Genomic DNA, 15,897 nt, shown 5'->3' on the forward strand with positions numbered 1-15,897 from the left:
GGCTAACCCCTTTTTTATGCGTTAATAATAGCGCTATTTTTTTAAAGCGACCTATTTGCTAAGGAAAGCTTAAGCTGAAGGTTGCTCTACAGGTTTAGTGTCTGCAGCTTCTGCTTCAGGAGACTTGCCTGTCTTACGCTTGTACTTCTCTTCCCAGTAAGTAGCACCTTTAATGCCTAGTTTTACAGGGTTGAACGTGTACTCAGTTACGCCTTGTTTCTGCTGTTCTTCGTAGTCAGCTAGAGCTTTAAGCGCAGGCTTAGACATGAAGAAGATGATCAGAATACCAACGATGTTTAACCATGCCATCAAGCCAACACCAACATCACCCATTGCCCATGCAAGGTTCGCTGTTTTAACTGTGCCATAGAAAACTGCAGTGATAAGAACAAGCTTAAGTACGAACATCATGCCAGGGACCTTGATGGTACGACGTAGGTAAGCAATATTCGTTTCTGCGATGTAGTAGTAAGCAAGAATCGTTGTAAATGCAAAGAAGAACAGAGCAAATGCGATGAATGGCTTACCAATGCCTGGTAGTGCACTTTCAATAGCAAGCTGTGTAAATACAGGACCATTCGCGCCAATGTTTGCTGCTAGGTTCTGAACAAGGAACACACCCTCAGCGCCGCCATGAACGTTGTAAGCACCAGTGATGATGATCATGAACGCTGTAGCAGAACATACTAGAAGAGTATCGATGTAGATAGAGAACGCTTGTACCAAACCTTGCTGAGCTGGGTGATCAACACTTGCAGCCGCTGCCGCGTGAGGACCAGTACCTTGACCCGCTTCGTTTGAGTAAACACCACGCTTAACACCCCAACCAATTGCAGCACCGAAGCCTGCCATAGGTGTGAATGCATCACCAACAATCATTGCGAAAACAGTTGGCACTTGGCTGATGTTTAGCAGGATGATAACGAACGCGATGATGATGTAAGCCAATGCCATGAAAGGAACAACGATCTGTGTGAAGTTCGCAATACGTTTAACACCACCAAAGATGATGAAAGCAAGAATGATAGCAACAACAGTACCGGTGAAAATTTTAGCGAAACTGAATGTACCGACAGCTGTTTCAATCATGTCACCTGAGCCAAATGCAGCTTCTACAGCATTACCGATACTGTTTGACTGAACACCTGGAAGCAAAATACCACATGCAAAAATAGTCGCGATAGCGAAGATCCATGCGTACCACTTCTGACCCATTGCTTTTTCAATGTAGTAAGCCGGACCACCACGGAACTGGCCTTCGTCTTCTTCTTTGTAGATTTGAGCTAGCGTAGATTCTGCGTAAGCAGTTGCGGCGCCAAAGAAGGCTACAACCCACATCCAGAATACGGCACCTGGGCCACCGAAACCGATAGCGGCAGCAACACCAGCAATGTTACCTGTACCGACACGGCCAGATAGCGAAACGGCTAGAGCTTGGAAAGACGAGATGCCTTTTGATGAGCTTTTACCCGATAGTAGCAAGCGCCACATTTCAAAGAAGTGACGGATTTGAACAAATCGAGTCATGATGGAGTAGAACAAACCTGCACCTAAACATAGGTAGATAAGTACTGGACTCCAGATTATTCCATTCAAAAAATCAACGAATGACTGCATGAGTATTTTCCCTGTTAGTTTTGCTTATGATTGTTTTTCGAACAACACAATACTTCACTTGTAACCCGAGTGTTAAATTATTTAACTGCCTATTAGGATTACTGTGACATAAAGCATGTTACAGGGGGTGTTTGTTAACGATTAGTGCTAATTTGATAATCGTTCCATTAAAATTGATATGCAATTAGTTGTTTTTAGTGTCGGTTTGTAAAGTGAATAAATAGTGATTAATACAAATTTTCGAAACTCACAATATGTGTCAGAAGGGAAAATAGAAGAAAAATGAGAGGAAACGTTGTTCAGTACTAATGACTGTTAACACATTACGACGGTAAAGATGCAAGAATATATCACCGATATAGTGAAATTAGGCAGGTTTAAGGGGAGGTATTATTTAAAATATCAGTAGTGATTTTTAGAACTTTCCGTAAGGATTACCGCAATCAGAAATCGTGAATTAATCGCCTGTTTTAAACGACTGTAAATCCTTTTCCAACCAAAGCTTGAGCGAACTCAGACTGAGTATTTGGCTCGCCGTGAATCAAATGCACCTCTTTCGGTGGAGTCGCGATGCCGTCTATAAATTGGTAAAGATCCTCTTTATCAGCATGGGCAGAATAGCCAGACATGCCATGAATTTGAGCATTAACCTCAACGTCTTTGTTATCAATAGAAACCTGCATTTCGCCTTGTTGCAGCTCTCGTCCGAGCGTCCCGTGCGCTTGATAGCTCGCTAAAATTACATCGGTTCGTTTATCGGGAAGCAAGGCAGATAAGTAGTTCATTATCCTGCCACCCTGACACATCCCAGAAGCTGCGACCACAATCGCAGGTTCACCTGTCGACTTGAGGCGATTCACGATTTTCTTGTGCATTCTATGTCCATCGACGGTAATGCACTGCTCAAAAGCGAGTGGGTGGCGTTCCAGTTCAAGACGCTGCTTTGCTTCTTGTCCCCACAACTCTTTAAAGCGTCGGTATGAACGTGTCACTTTCTGAGCCATCGGAGAATCGAGAATAATAGGAATATCGCTACTGAGTTGATGCTCAAAGATCAGGTGCTCGATATCAAACAGCAGTTCCTGAGTTCTGCCGATACTGAAGGCCGGAATTAGAATAACGCCACCGTCGAGCAGTGAACGATCAATGATTGCTTTGAGGCGCTCAGCTCGCGTAGCGATATCATCATGAGTACTGGTGCCATAAGTGGATTCGATAAACAGATAGTCGGCTTGTCGTGGTGGCTTAGGATCGGGCAGTAGTGGTGTGTTACTTGGGCCCAAATCGCCAGAGAAGACTACCACCTCTTGGTTGGGTAACTTAATCTCGATATAGGCAGAACCTAAGATGTGCCCCGCAGGTTGAAAGCGAGCATACAGAGTATTTGGCCTATCATGATCCTTTCCGTTGTTTTGCTGTTTAGACGTGATTGGAAACCATTCCCCGTAAGGCTTGGGAGCAATTAACGAATGAATCTTTTTGAGTATCAGCTTCGACTGTTTATTGCTGAGTCCTTGCAGCTTTAAGCCATCCTCAATCATTAAAGGGGCAAGTTCAGCGGTGGCTTGCGTGCAATAAATCGGTTGGTTAAAGCCGCTGGCGAGTAACCAAGGTACTCGGCCAATATGGTCAATGTGAGTATGAGTCAGCAGCAGAGCGCTGAGGTGGGACGTTTCAAATTCAATATCAAGAAGGTGTGCGTCTTCCCCTTGAAGCTTTTTACCTTGAAGATCCAAACCTTGAAAAAGGCCACAATCGATGAGCACCGCTTGGCTTGAATCTCTTAGCTCGTGACAAGATCCGGTGACAGTATGTTTGCCACCATGGTGAATCACTTCCATCGTTTACTCCCATTGCTCTATAAAGCCGTTACGCCTGTTTTTATTTTGCGGATAAACGCCAGCAAGTAAAACGAGAACAATGAGAGTTGCGATCGTTGAGTGTCTTTTTAAGTCATTGAGCGATGGCTCAGTGTGTTCGTTGTGAGTTAGCTCGTAGAAGAACGGTCTGAATCCAGCTCTGGGTGTTGTTGTTCCTCTAAACGAGCCACTTCGGCATCAAGTTCTGCGATTTTCTCTGCCATGAGTGCGTGACAGCGATTGGCTAACTCTCTTGCGTCGCTGAGCTTGTATCCAGACACATCGATAGGTTCCAGCATCTCGGTGATCACAATGCCATTATTAACTCGGTTGAGGTCAATCTTATTGTGCGTGGTGCTGGTACACATTGGGGTAATAGGTACGCCGGCTTCAATCGCCATTCGGAAAGCGCCCGTTTCGAATGGCAATAGTCCACGCCCTTTACTACGGGTTCCTTCCGGGTAAACCCAAACAGACAGATCTCTCTGATGAATCGCTTCCGCCACTTGTTTGATGGTATCGCGTGCTTTGGACTTATCTTCGCGGTTAATCATGATGTTACCGGTGATCCAATACAGCAGGCCAAAGAAAGGCACGTACAACAAATCGCGCTTGCCCAATGAAACGGTGCGCGGTCTTAGCATTCCTGGATCGGTCACAAAGTCCAATATGCTTTGGTGGTTAGAGATGTAGACGCTGTTTTCTGGTGTTGGGGCATTGTCTAGGCCGCGCTGCACCAGTTTTACACCGATGATCTTTTGGAGTTGGTTGAACCAACGACAGAAAACGTACACATGCTTGGGGTTCTTGGGGCTAAACAAGCAGTAAACAAAAGCACATAGAGTGGTGAAAATAATAAACACCGTAGCCAAAATAATACGAAGAACAGCAAGCACAATTCACTCCTTACTCACCGCAAGATGGCAGTGATTAAATAGTTTTAGATGCTTGAAGTCTTCACTCTATTTAACCGAATTGCAACAATTAACTGTGATAGGGGGCTATTTTTAGATCTTTATATAAAACAAGGACTAACAATGGATGTTTGACACAGTTATCGAGCTTACACGTGTTCACCAGTAATGGCTCATGATCACCAATACTGTTTATTTGGATCCGATTTTTCTACCCATTCCGGATCTTGACGCGATTCTAAGTAGAGTTGTAGGCCGTTATAAGACATGAAAGCTGCAGGGCCGCCGAGGTGCTCGAAATAGTCAAAATACTCATCTTCGAGAGCACAAAGGTGGGCTAAATCTTTAACCTTGTTAGCCAGGGCCCACTGAATAGCAAACACAGGCGCTATTGAGCCTGAAATATTCACCTCTTCGACGTTTGGGTTAAACATTGAATTAGCTTGCTCAATATCTCTTCTTGTTCAGACTCCTGTTGCAGCACCTCTTCGACGATCTCCGAGCGCTTGGTATTAGAGACATTCTTGTTCAGCTTGGCGATTCGCAGTGCGTAGCTAAACCTTTCTGATGAAACGATGTCGACAAGCTGCGACAACAGCTCTTTGTCTACGCCTGCTGCCTTGGTGAAATAGTCGATACATGAATTGATTGAGGCATAACGAGTACCGTCAAACTCAAAGCCACTGGTTTCGTCGTATACCTCAAGTGGGATGTCATCAACCGACAAAGGCCAGCCTTTATAATCGACGCGTTGTTTGGCGATTTGATACATCTTCCAAGCGCTGCGCCCAAACCCACCGAGCGTCGAACCCGAGAAATCAGAATCAATAAGCTCTTGCTCCGTCCAGTTCTCACCGATGCCAAGGTGCTTAGCGTACTTGTCTATCAGAGTGTGTTTTATCTGATCGCGCACTGACCAAATTGAGGTTAGATTCTTTGAATAGTTAATTCTCGCACACTCATTACAAGCCGGCAGTGCTATCGGTGAATGGCCTATCTTGGCAACAGCCTGCGCTGTCTTAGGGAATTCAACAAGGTTACTGGAAGGTTCACCACAAAACCAACAGGTGTGGCGCAGGTTGAACGGGGTGTCTATGTGTGAGTATGTGTTCATTAGTCTTTATCGGCTAGGTGCTTGAGGCGAGTTAATCATCTTCAAACAATTATCTCTGTTCGCACGTCAGCTTGCACCTTGTTTGTTTTTGTTTTTCTGACGAGATCAATTCGAGGTGTGACTCGCCTGATGAACTCATTAGGTGGATATTGATATAAAACAGTCACTAACGATAAATGCTGATTGGTGTGGCTGAACTTACATGAGCTGCTAGCAATCGCCTAAGCTCCCCATTACTATTGAGATAGACTCCTTACTCCAATAGCGCATATGTCCTCATCGATTCCTTTTTACGATAAAAATGCTCACACACTTTGCCAGCAGTACAACTCAGTGACCTTCGAGACGGTGCATAAAAGCTGGCAAGCTTATTGGCCTTTAGTGGGCGATAAAGTACTCGATGTCGGTGCTGGATGCGGTCGTGATGCGCTATGGATGCACAAGGCCGGATCTGATGTTATTGCGATAGAACCAAGTGCTTCATTACGCGAACAAGGCTCGAAATATACAGGCCCAAGTGTTACCTGGATTGATGATTCACTTCCCTCGCTTAGCCGCACTGAAAACCTCGGAATGCGTTTTGACTTGATATTGGTCAGTGCGGTTTGGATGCATCTCGCTCCGTCTCATCGAGAGCGCGCATTTAGAAAGTTGTCTAACTTGCTAGCTCCAAATGGCAAGTTGGTGATCACTCTGCGTCATGGGGAGTTTCAAGACAGTCGACAAGGCTATGAAGTCTCGGTTGAAGAGCTCGAGCGTTTATCAAAAAACAGCGCCTTGTTGGTTCGTCATGTTGATGATAGCCAAGATACATTGAACCGCAGTGAGGTGTGGTGGCAAACCGTGGTGATGACACTACCAGACGATGGCTCCGGTGACTTGAACAAGGTGCGCCACATTATTGTGAATGACAACAAGTCGGCCACATACAAGTTGGCTTTGTTGAGAACTCTACTGAGAATTGCTGATGCGCATTCAGGCGCTGTGATTGATCGAACTGATGGGAAAATTTCTCTACCAGTGGGCTTGGTTGCTCTGTATTGGGTTAGGCAGTTTAAGCGACTGATTGATATCGACATAGAAGGCGCTGGGATTCAGCAAAATAGCAACACAACGAAGGGACTTGGGTTTGTAAAAGAGGATGGTTGGAATAAACTCAAACACTTAAGTGCTGATGATCTAGCGATAGGCGCTATGTTTCTCGGCGATGAAGCCAAGGCTCTACAAAAGCTATTTTCACAAACGATCAGTACCATTAAATCAGGACCTGTGACTTTCATTTATCAAGGCTCGAAAGACAACCGACTATTCGATATATACCCACCTCACAAACGACGGAAGAGCCGAGAATCACTGGTCATTGATAGTGAGTTCTTAGAAAGTTTTGGTTATTTTACTCTCGATGAAAGCCTGTGGGAGTGCTTTAGAATCTACCACTCGTGGATTGAACCGCTGGTGGTGAATCAATGGGTCATGGAGATGCAGCGTTTCGAGTTGAACCGACAGCGAAGCATTTCACTACAGACTTATCACGACTGCTTGGTATGGATCGATCAAAACCATGATACTCGCGATGTGCGTAAACGTGTCGAGCAACTTAGATCTGATCGTGCCGACATTGTCAGCGTGTGGAGTGGAAAATCATTAAAAAATGAGTATCACGTTGATCACTGTTTGCCTTTCGCTTACTGGCCAAACAACGATAAGTGGAACCTCTTTCCTACTACAAGCAAAGAGAACTTAAGTAAAAGTGATAAAGTTCCTACGGCTGAAAAGCTGCGCTCGTCTAAGTCGAGGATTCTAGAGTGGTGGCAACTCGCTTGGAACGATTCGGCTCATTTTGAACAACAATTCTTTTCAGAAGCCGCGCTTTCGTTACCTAACATCCCTGCGCAGTGTCGAGACTTTGAAGAGGTGTTCGATGCAATGGGCTTGCAGGTACGTGGTGTAAAAAGCAGACTGCTGATTAGTGAGTGGCACTGATCATTAAGTGGGCTAGTTATCCCAAATAACCCTCAACAAACTAATCATCGAGAACATAATGAAATACATCGGAATTGATGGCTGCAAGTCGGGTTGGATCGCTTGGATTGTCTCTGACAATGAGATACCTGCGTTTAAAGTGGTAAACACCCTCGATGAGCTAGCGAGTGATCTTATCGGTTCAACGGCGCTTATCGATATGCCTATTGGTTTTAGTGATGCACAAACTCCAGATCGCTTGTGTGACAAAGCAGCAAGGCGTTTTCTAACCAGCAAACGTGGTTCTTCGGTGTTTCCGGTTCCGTGTCGTGAGGCGGTTTACCAAACCGATTACATTGCGGCGTGCAGTGCCAATGTGGAGCAGCTTGATAAGAAGTTTTCTAAACAGACTTGGGGAATTGTGCCCAAGATTCGCGAGCTTGATGAGCTCATTGAAACTCATCCCAATCTTTCTATCAGGGAATCACATCCTGAAGTGGTGTTTGCAGCATTGAAAGACGAACCGCTGACGTTTTCAAAACGAACGCAAGAAGGCAAAGAGGAACGGCTTTCTATTATTCAGCAGCTATCCCCTCAATGGTGTGACCGCTTGTCGTTGGCCATTTCAAATACCAAACGTAAAGACGCCGCGATAGACGATATTTACGATGCGTTCGTACTTATGTTAGTTGCCTATTACGCTCCGCAATTATCGACCTTACCTGAACTTTCTGATGTTGGTGGAGAAGCTGACAAGGATCAGAACGGACGAGTTAGAGAGATTGTTTACTGGAACAAAACACGCTAACAAAGCGTGCGCTCAACTTGGCTTAATATGCTATTTTCCAACTTCTGCTACTTTTCACTCTTACTATTTTGAGTTTTTGATATGAAACGTTTTATTGTCGGCTGTCTGGCCACTGTGCTCAGTGCAGTGAGTTATGCCCAAGTCGCTCCTATATCTCAATGGCAATGCGACATGATGAAAAAGAACAATGTCTTGAGTAGTGGTGCGCCCGTTGGTTGTGAGCGACTATCCAAAGTGGATTTCGATTTCATTAGTTTCAAAGGGGAAACGCAACAGGGCAATATGATCGTGCTTGATGTTATTGCGCCTGCTGTTGAACAAATCTTTTCAGAGCTCAAACAGCGCAATTTTCCTCTTCATTCCGCTCGCCTAATGCGTGAATTCAGAGGTGATGATAGCGCCTCAATGGATGCGAACAACAGCAGCGCCTTTAACGCTCGTCCTATTACAGGCGGAGGAGGTTGGTCGAAACATGCCTATGGTGTGGCAATCGACATCAACCCAGTTCAAAACCCTTTCTTAGAGTTTGATAGCAACGGAAGAATCACGGTAAAGCCTTCACAATCTGCGACTCGTTATGTGAACCGTACTCGTTTTCGTGCTCGTGATGAAATTGAACGCCGCGGCATGGCTGAAGATGTGGTGGAGCTGTTTGCCCATCACGGATTTATGATCTGGGGAGGGGATTGGAATAGCCCAATCGATACTCAGCATTTTGAGGTTGGATCAAGAAAGTTCGTTAACCAACTGCTCTCTAAACCACAACCTGAAGCCGAGGTGTTATTTGAGCGCTACGTCAAATCTTATCGACAGTGCTATCTCAAAAATAAAGGTGAGGACGCAGAAAAAGCTCGAGCTATCTGTGCAAAGAAAACAGTCGGGACTTTTTAGTGCTATGTTTATCTAGAACCGTTTGTGTTTTAGCAAGTTAAACTCGCTTCAGGTGTGTTTTGAATAGCTAAGGTCAGCGCTCGTCGTTGGCCTTTTTTGTATTCATTTCTTCAATAGAACACCGAGCATTGAAAAGGTTATTGGGTATCCATTAGTCAATAATCGATAAGCGAATGCAGCGCAAAGTCATCGGTTTGTCATTTAAAAACTCATAGCGTTAACGTTATGTGAGAACCATTGCTGGTGGGGGAAATCTTCGCGCAAACGCCAGTATTATTAGTGAACTGATCACAACGGACCAACTAATGAAAAAGATACCTTTGGCTCTAACTCTTTTAAGCACTCTACTTTTTTCACAATACACTTTGGCTACTGACACTTCACCTACCACTCAAAATCCCACTTACGAACTCGATGGTAAGTCGGTATTAGGTCGCACTGAGAACGTGTACCTATCTAGCGTTCAAGGGCTAAAAGACGTTCCTTTCATTGGTAAAATTGATACCGGTGCGGAAACCACTTCTATGCATGCTGAAGACATTCATGTGAAGAGCTCTAATCCCGATTACCAAAATCTCAAAGACCAAGAGTTGATGGCGGCGTTAACCGAAGACCTGTTGAACAATTCCGATGTTGATTACGATGATTGGGATGGCAGTACCTTTGCGAAATATGAGGCTGTGGTGTCTTTTAAGGTTCAAAACCCGCGGACGGGAGACATGGTATTAATCGAAGCGCCTTTAGAGCGTGTCAGCATGATACGCAGCCGCACCAGCAGCACGCCTTTGCTTCGCCCTACCGTAAAAATGTCGCTCACCATTGCAGACCAAGAGCTAAAAACAGACGTTAACCTGACCGACAGAAGCCACTTCTCTGCGCCTGTGCTGATTGGTAAAACCTTCCTTGCTGATAACGCTTTGGTGTTTGCGGGTTATGACTACTTGCAAGAGCAAGAAAATGCGACGGTTGTTGGCCGTAAAGAGGTGGTGTCTATCTCTGGAATGGCGATGAATGCGACCTTCTCTTTAAAGAACCGCTACAGTATTTTGCATGCTAAAGACATCGACATAGACAAAAAGAACAGTGAAGTGACGTTTGATATGTTCGATAACGACGGCAAACAAAAAGAGATGACATTGCCGTTGGTTCGTATGTTAAGCGTGAGCGGTAAGAAGAGACCTTTAGTCTATGTGCCAGTTCAACTCGATGAAAACACAACTAAAGACGTTCTGGTGTACCTACGTGAGCGCTCGAGTAGTGAGTCGCAGTTGAGATTTGGAACCAGCACAGCCAGTGAGCTCTTCATGATTGATACCAATGCAGAAAATATTCTTTCTGAAGGTTCAGAGAGCTTTAGCGATGTGGCGGAGGCTGGTGAGCCTTTAATTATCTCACCAGAAGAAGACATTACGATTGATAACTTCCCGCTTAAGGCCGTGGCTTCTTTCACTGTCAATACACCTTTGCTGAAGGTCGACAGTTTTGAAATGACAGGTAAAGGCAAAGATGCTTCCGTTGAATTTTATCTTACGGATGTAAATGGTGAGAAGCAGAAGGTGACCAAGCCAATTATTAAGAAGCTTAAAGTCGGGGATGATACTCGCCCTGTTGTAAGTGGTGAGTTTGCGGTGTCTGGAAAAGTGCGTACGCAAGAGTTCGCCATCGACGTGCTCAATACAAATGAGAAAGAAGCGTACTTTATTTTAGGCAAGAAGATGGCAAAAGAGGGCGTTTACGTTAATACGCGTTCTGATTACCTTCTGAAAGCCGAACCACTGTTTAAAGTTGGGCATATTGAAGTAGTAGAAGTGAACGGCATGAAGTTCCCGGCCAAGCTCGACACTGGTGCGGATGTAAGCTCAATGAACGCAGTCAACATCAAACGATTTAAGAAAGATGGCCAAGACATGGTGAGCTTTACCTATCAAAACAACCAAGGCGATAAGCAAGATTTCACCAAGCCAGTGATTGATGTAATGCGTATCAAAGCCAAGAAAGGCGAGAAGGTGAACATTCGCCCTGTGGTAGAAATGAAGGTTAAGCTCGGAGACCTAGAGAAAGAGGTGAGGGTAAACCTTCAAGACCGTTCTCGCTTCGAATACAGCATGATCCTAGGTAAGAACTTCTTGAAGCACGGCGCAGTAGTGAGCAGCGATGAAGATTACTTGTTAGGTGATATGGAGTAACCCCTAAACTTATCTAAGTTCGTATCAGAACAGCTCTAAACAGCCACACATTTCAGTAATGGGATGTGTGGCTTTTTATTGAGTGTCTGGTTTTACTATTGATGTGCTAATGGTAACTCATTGTTAATAATGTGATTTTTCATATTATGGCAAGTAAAATAAAAATAAAAAAAGGGCCAACTCTTTCGAGTTGGCCCTTTCCAAACGTTTGGTGGAGCTGGCGGGAGTTGAACCCGCGTCCAAAAATCATTCATCATTGGTACTACATGCTTAGTCGATCTTTAATTTCACCAGCAACCTGCGAACCGACACGCTAGTTAAAGGCTAACCTGAATTATAATTCGCGCTTTTCCTCTCAGGTGGGAGAATCCGCGCTAGCTAGTTTGGGTTTGATCTCTTATTGGTCCCCGTCTTACGAGCGGAAGCTAGGGTAAGAGAGCTCTGAGCAGGTTATTAAGCTGCTAGTGCGTAGTTTTCGTCGTTTGCGACTATTTTTTTGCGGCTTTTAACGTGGCCAACCGCCCCACGGCATGCACCTCAGACTTCAAAATTCCTGTCGAATCCTAAATCAGCCCCAAGTGTTATTTGCATAGTACCAGAAAAGCTTACCCTGTCTAGCACTGTACGTTTAAGTGCTTAAAATTAACGCAAATTACTCTTCATAATTCGTGCTTTATCTCTCGCCCAATCTTTTTCTTTCATATCAGTACGTTTATCGTGCAGCTTTTTACCTTTCGCTACGCCAACTTTAATCTTCGCCCAAGAGCGAGACCAGTAAAGTGCGGTTGCGACAAGTGTCATGCCTTCACGGTTAATACGACCGATAAGGTTATCGAGTTCTTTTCTCGACATCAGGAGTTTACGGATACGTGTTGGGTTCGCCACGATATGAGTACTCGCTTGGGTCAGCGGAGTGATCGTCATACCACTGATGAATGCTTCGCCATCTCGGATGTAAACGTAGCTTTCTGCGATATTGGTTTTGCCTTCACGTAGGGATTTTACTTCCCAGCCTTGTAGCTCAAGCCCCGCTTCTATCTCATCATCGATGAAATATTCGTGGCGAGCTTTCTTATTAAGCGCAATGGTATTACTACCGGCTTTTGATTTTGATTTATTCTTTGCCATAATGGCCTCATTATACGGATTGCGCCCTAGTTGGGGAATCCTTTTTATTTGCGCTCTGGCCCAATACAATTAAAATTGCAGTTTGTGTTAATGTAACGCTGTCTTTAACAGGAGTCTATATGCCAAAGGTTACTCGTTCAGCATTAGTGTCGTTTAGTGCCGACCAGATGTTCAGCTTGGTCAATGATGTTGCTCGTTATCATGAGTTTTTGCCAGGGTGTTCTGGTTCACGTGTGATCGAATCTTCAGATTCAGCTATGGTGGCTTCGGTTGATGTATCTAAAGCCGGTATCAGCAAAACATTTACTACGTCTAACCGCTTAGCGGATGGCGCTGAGATCTTGATGGAGCTGGTGGATGGCCCATTTAAGAAACTGCAGGGTGGTTGGTATTTCACTCCGCTCGACGATCAAGCGTGTAAGGTTGAGCTTAAGTTGGAGTTTGAATTCTCTAGCCGAATGATTGAAATGGCATTTGGTAAGGTTTTCAATGAGCTGACGAGCAATATGGTCAGTGCTTTTACTCAACGCGCGAAACAGGTTTACTAAGCCATGACTATTGAATCAGATATGATCCACGTAGAGGTTGTGTTTGCGCTTCCGCACGAACAGCGTGTGTTTACCTTGGTGGTGAACAAAAACGCGACTGTGGAAGAGATTATTGCGCAGTCTGGTGTTTTGGAACTGTATCCAGAAATCGACTTAGCGAAAAATAAGGTTGGCGTGTTCAGCCGTAACGTTAAGCTAGATGCGACGGTTCGTGATAAAGACCGTATCGAAATCTACCGTGCACTGTTAGCCGATCCAAAAGAGATTCGCCGTAAGCGTGCTGAGCAAGCGAAAGCAGCAGCGGCTAAATCGTAATGCTAAACCAGTTTGACTAAGAAGAGAGCTCGCTATATTGGCGAGCTTTTTTGTGCCTGTTGGTTAGACAACGCAGCTAATTTGTTAGCAGGCTTTTGCGATTCTTGCTTTGTCGACCGATAGCTTTGTCGACTGATAGCTTTATCGGCCAAGAGCTTTGTTGACTGGAAAGCTTTGTTGGTTGAAAGCTAGCGAAGGCTTTCGAAGAACTCATCACTGGCTTCAAAATCACCGTTGATCGTTACTAGAGTGCCTGTGGCATCAAAGTTAACGACTAGGTTTTTCTGAATAGGGTCTTCATGGCCTTTTTGGTGGTGGTAAATGTAATACCACGTATCTGGGTAGCCGTTTTCGATAAGCATTGGTGAGCCCATAACGTAACGAACTTGTGTTTTTGTCATGCCAAACTTGAGCTGATCGACAGCTTCTTGTTCAACATAGTTACCCTGATTGATGTCAATTCGATAAACCAACTTCTCTAGTAGAGAGCAACCGGTCAACATTGTTAGTGCAAGTGGAACTGCAACTAACCACTTTTTAATTCGCATAGTTTGAGATCTTTCTTCGCTAAAATACTGCCTGATAATAAACAAGCTCCAGCAAGAAGTAAAAAGCTCCTTGCGCTTTGAGCTTGTTATGACTGGCAATTTTGAATTAAGTTGCAAAATTGCCAAGAATTTTCGGTAAATTATCAGAAAGTTGCCGAATATGTAACCTAAGCTGCGATTAATAACTCTTTTGCGTTGGCAAGCGTCGATTCGGTAATCTGGCTGCCACCAAGCAGTCGAGCAAGCTCTGAAACGCGTTGTTGCTCATCAAGCGTGTGCATTTGAGTCTCGGTTTTACCTGATTTAGTGTTCTTCGCTACAAAAAGTTGTTGGTGACCGCAACCGGCAACTTGAGGTAAGTGAGTCACGCACATAACTTGTGTCGATTCGCCCAGCTTACGTAGCATTTTTCCGACAACCGCAGCGGTTGGTCCACTGATACCCACATCGACTTCATCGAAAATCAGGCTTGGTGTATCCACTTTTTGCGCTGTGATCACCTGAATCGCTAATGAGATTCGTGATAACTCACCACCAGAGGCCACTTTCGCAATCGGCTGCATCGGTTGGCCTGGGTTGGTCGAAACAATGAAGGTCACGTTATCCATACCCAATGGAGAAGGGTGTGTGTTGGTGTTGTTCACTTCAATGGCAAACTGCGCTTTTTCCATGCTCAGTTCGTGCATGCTTTGCGTGATCAGCTTGTTGAGCTCTTTTGCGTAACGAGTTCGAGATTTATGAAGCTTCTCTGATTTAGCAACGAACGATTGGTATTGGTTTTCCACCTCGTTTGCCAGTTCTTCTAATTTTTCATCAGAGCAATCAAGCGCTTCAACTTGTTGTAGTAAGTCTTGATGGTGCTTATACAGCTCTTCAGGTAACACGTGGTGTTTACGAGACATCGACATCACCTTAGAGAAACGCTCCTCAACGTAAGCCATACGACCGGGATCAACATCAATGCTGTCTAGGTATGTTCTTAACTCGTTGTTGGTTTCTTCAATCTGAATAATGGCTTCGGAAAGCAAGTTTGGTAACTCGGCTAATCTTTCATCTAGCTCAGCTAGCTGAATTAAGGAGTTATTGGCCGATTGCAGAATACCAAGCGCATTAACTTCTTCGCCTTCATAAATAAGCTCGATAGCTTGCTGACAGGTTGTGGCCAGTTCTCCGCTATTGGAGAGGCGCTTATGCTCTTGTTCGAGGTCTTCATATTCTTCCTCCCCAATAGACAGCTCATTTAACTCTTTGATTTGGTATTCAAGAAGTTGTTTTTGAGCTTGATTTTGCTGGCTATTTTCACGTAACTCTTTCAAGTGGTTATCGGCTTGTCGCCAGGCTTGGTAAGCATTACGTGTCGATTTCAACAGGTTCAAGTGGCCTGCGTATTGATCAAGCATGGCCATTTGGTAATCGCTCTTCATCAACTGATGATGCGCATGTTGACCATGAATGTTGATCAACAGCTGCCCAAGCGATTTCAACTGTGAAAGAGGGACAGGACTGCCGTTAATGAATGCGCGAGAACGACCTTCTTTAGAGATGGTTCTACGTAATATGCATTCACCGCCATCAAGCAGCTCGTTGTCTTCTAACCAGCGGGTAGCATGCAGATTGTTCTCAAGTAAAAAAGCGGCACTGACTTCGGTTTTTTCTTCACCTTGTCGAACCATTCCTGCATCGGATCTTCCCCCAAGACATAAGCCTAAAGCATCGATAGCGATAGATTTACCCGCACCAGTTTCTCCGGTGATTGTTGTCATGCCTTTAGAGAGTTCTAGCTGTAAAGACTTAACAATAGCGAAATTATTAACACTTAGATGAGCCAGCATTTTTATTTACCTGTATAACTGAACAATACTGTATATAAGCTCAGTATATACTGTTTCTTTATACAGTAAAGTCGGTGGGTGAAATTTTTTTGTGACTGTTATCAGAATTGAGGTTGTTCGTAGATCACTGAAACCGCTATAGATTCCCAACTCAGTCGTTCCTCCTTCTTGGGAA

Annotated in this window: 12 protein-coding genes, 1 other RNA gene and 1 pseudogene; 6 read left to right on the top strand and 8 right to left on the bottom strand. The window is 44.6% G+C overall.

The features are described from left to right. Positions 1-69: 69 nt before the first annotated feature. The 4 genes and pseudogenes from AB4323_RS15275 to AB4323_RS15290 form a co-directional block, all read right to left on the bottom strand. Positions 70-1,617, bottom strand: coding sequence for a sodium:alanine symporter family protein (locus tag AB4323_RS15275; RefSeq protein ID WP_102333727.1), 1,548 nt, complete (start codon positions 1,615-1,617; stop codon positions 70-72). A 470-nt stretch (positions 1,618-2,087) separates the two neighbouring features. Beyond that, complete coding sequence (locus AB4323_RS15280; RefSeq protein WP_372152821.1) at positions 2,088-3,458, bottom strand: MBL fold metallo-hydrolase; 1,371 nt, start codon at positions 3,456-3,458, stop codon at positions 2,088-2,090. Positions 3,459-3,604: 146 nt separating this feature from the next. Further along, positions 3,605-4,372 carry a 1-acylglycerol-3-phosphate O-acyltransferase gene (locus tag AB4323_RS15285; RefSeq protein WP_372152823.1) on the bottom strand — a complete coding sequence of 256 codons (768 nt, stop codon included), beginning with the start codon at positions 4,370-4,372 and terminating at the stop codon, positions 3,605-3,607. 197 nt (positions 4,373-4,569) lie between these two features. Then, positions 4,570-5,504 (bottom strand): annotated as a pseudogene (locus tag AB4323_RS15290) (hypothetical protein). A 270-nt stretch (positions 5,505-5,774) separates the two neighbouring features. On the opposite strand from AB4323_RS15290, the gene AB4323_RS15295 reads away from it, so the two are divergent. The 4 genes from AB4323_RS15295 (at position 5,775) to AB4323_RS15310 (ending at position 11,351) form a co-directional block, all read left to right on the top strand. After that, on the top strand, positions 5,775-7,487 hold the full coding sequence (locus AB4323_RS15295; RefSeq protein ID WP_108162458.1) for a bifunctional 2-polyprenyl-6-hydroxyphenol methylase/3-demethylubiquinol 3-O-methyltransferase UbiG: 1,713 nt from the start codon (positions 5,775-5,777) through the stop codon (positions 7,485-7,487). Between the two features lie 58 nt (positions 7,488-7,545). After that, positions 7,546-8,274, top strand: a complete 729-nt coding sequence (locus AB4323_RS15300; protein ID WP_017062812.1) for a DUF429 domain-containing protein — start codon at positions 7,546-7,548, stop codon at positions 8,272-8,274. Between the two features lie 81 nt (positions 8,275-8,355). Further along, positions 8,356-9,165, top strand: coding sequence for a M15 family metallopeptidase (locus tag AB4323_RS15305; RefSeq protein WP_029235636.1), 810 nt, complete (start codon positions 8,356-8,358; stop codon positions 9,163-9,165). A 305-nt stretch (positions 9,166-9,470) separates the two neighbouring features. Beyond that, positions 9,471-11,351, top strand: a complete 1,881-nt coding sequence (locus AB4323_RS15310; protein WP_371725588.1) for an ATP-dependent zinc protease — start codon at positions 9,471-9,473, stop codon at positions 11,349-11,351. A gap of 209 nt (positions 11,352-11,560) precedes the next feature. On the opposite strand, the gene ssrA is transcribed toward AB4323_RS15310, so the two are convergent. Beyond that, positions 11,561-11,927, bottom strand: a transfer-messenger RNA (tmRNA) gene (ssrA, locus tag AB4323_RS15315). Positions 11,928-11,993: 66 nt separating this feature from the next. Next, positions 11,994-12,479, bottom strand: coding sequence for an SsrA-binding protein SmpB (smpB, locus tag AB4323_RS15320; RefSeq protein WP_004735156.1), 486 nt, complete (start codon positions 12,477-12,479; stop codon positions 11,994-11,996). A gap of 119 nt (positions 12,480-12,598) precedes the next feature. On the opposite strand from smpB, the gene AB4323_RS15325 reads away from it, so the two are divergent. Both AB4323_RS15325 and AB4323_RS15330 read left to right on the top strand, forming a co-directional pair. Next, positions 12,599-13,027 (top strand): SRPBCC family protein, encoded by a 429-nt coding sequence (locus tag AB4323_RS15325; RefSeq protein WP_012603332.1) that lies wholly within the window; start codon positions 12,599-12,601, stop codon positions 13,025-13,027. 3 nt (positions 13,028-13,030) lie between these two features. Next, a complete protein-coding gene (locus AB4323_RS15330; RefSeq protein WP_004735158.1) occupies positions 13,031-13,342 on the top strand; it encodes an RnfH family protein in 312 nt (103 codons plus the stop codon). A gap of 188 nt (positions 13,343-13,530) precedes the next feature. Here the strand turns inward: AB4323_RS15330 and bamE are convergent, their stop codons facing one another. Continuing rightward, a complete protein-coding gene (gene bamE, locus AB4323_RS15335; protein WP_004735159.1) occupies positions 13,531-13,890 on the bottom strand; it encodes an outer membrane protein assembly factor BamE in 360 nt (119 codons plus the stop codon). Positions 13,891-14,057: 167 nt separating this feature from the next. Then, a complete protein-coding gene (gene recN / locus AB4323_RS15340; protein WP_017098044.1) occupies positions 14,058-15,722 on the bottom strand; it encodes a DNA repair protein RecN in 1,665 nt (554 codons plus the stop codon). Between the last annotated feature and the right edge of the window lie 175 nt (positions 15,723-15,897).

The sequence above is a fragment of the Vibrio sp. 10N.261.52.C11 genome, from assembly GCF_041471405.1.
GTDB lineage: Bacteria > Pseudomonadota > Gammaproteobacteria > Enterobacterales > Vibrionaceae > Vibrio > Vibrio crassostreae_C.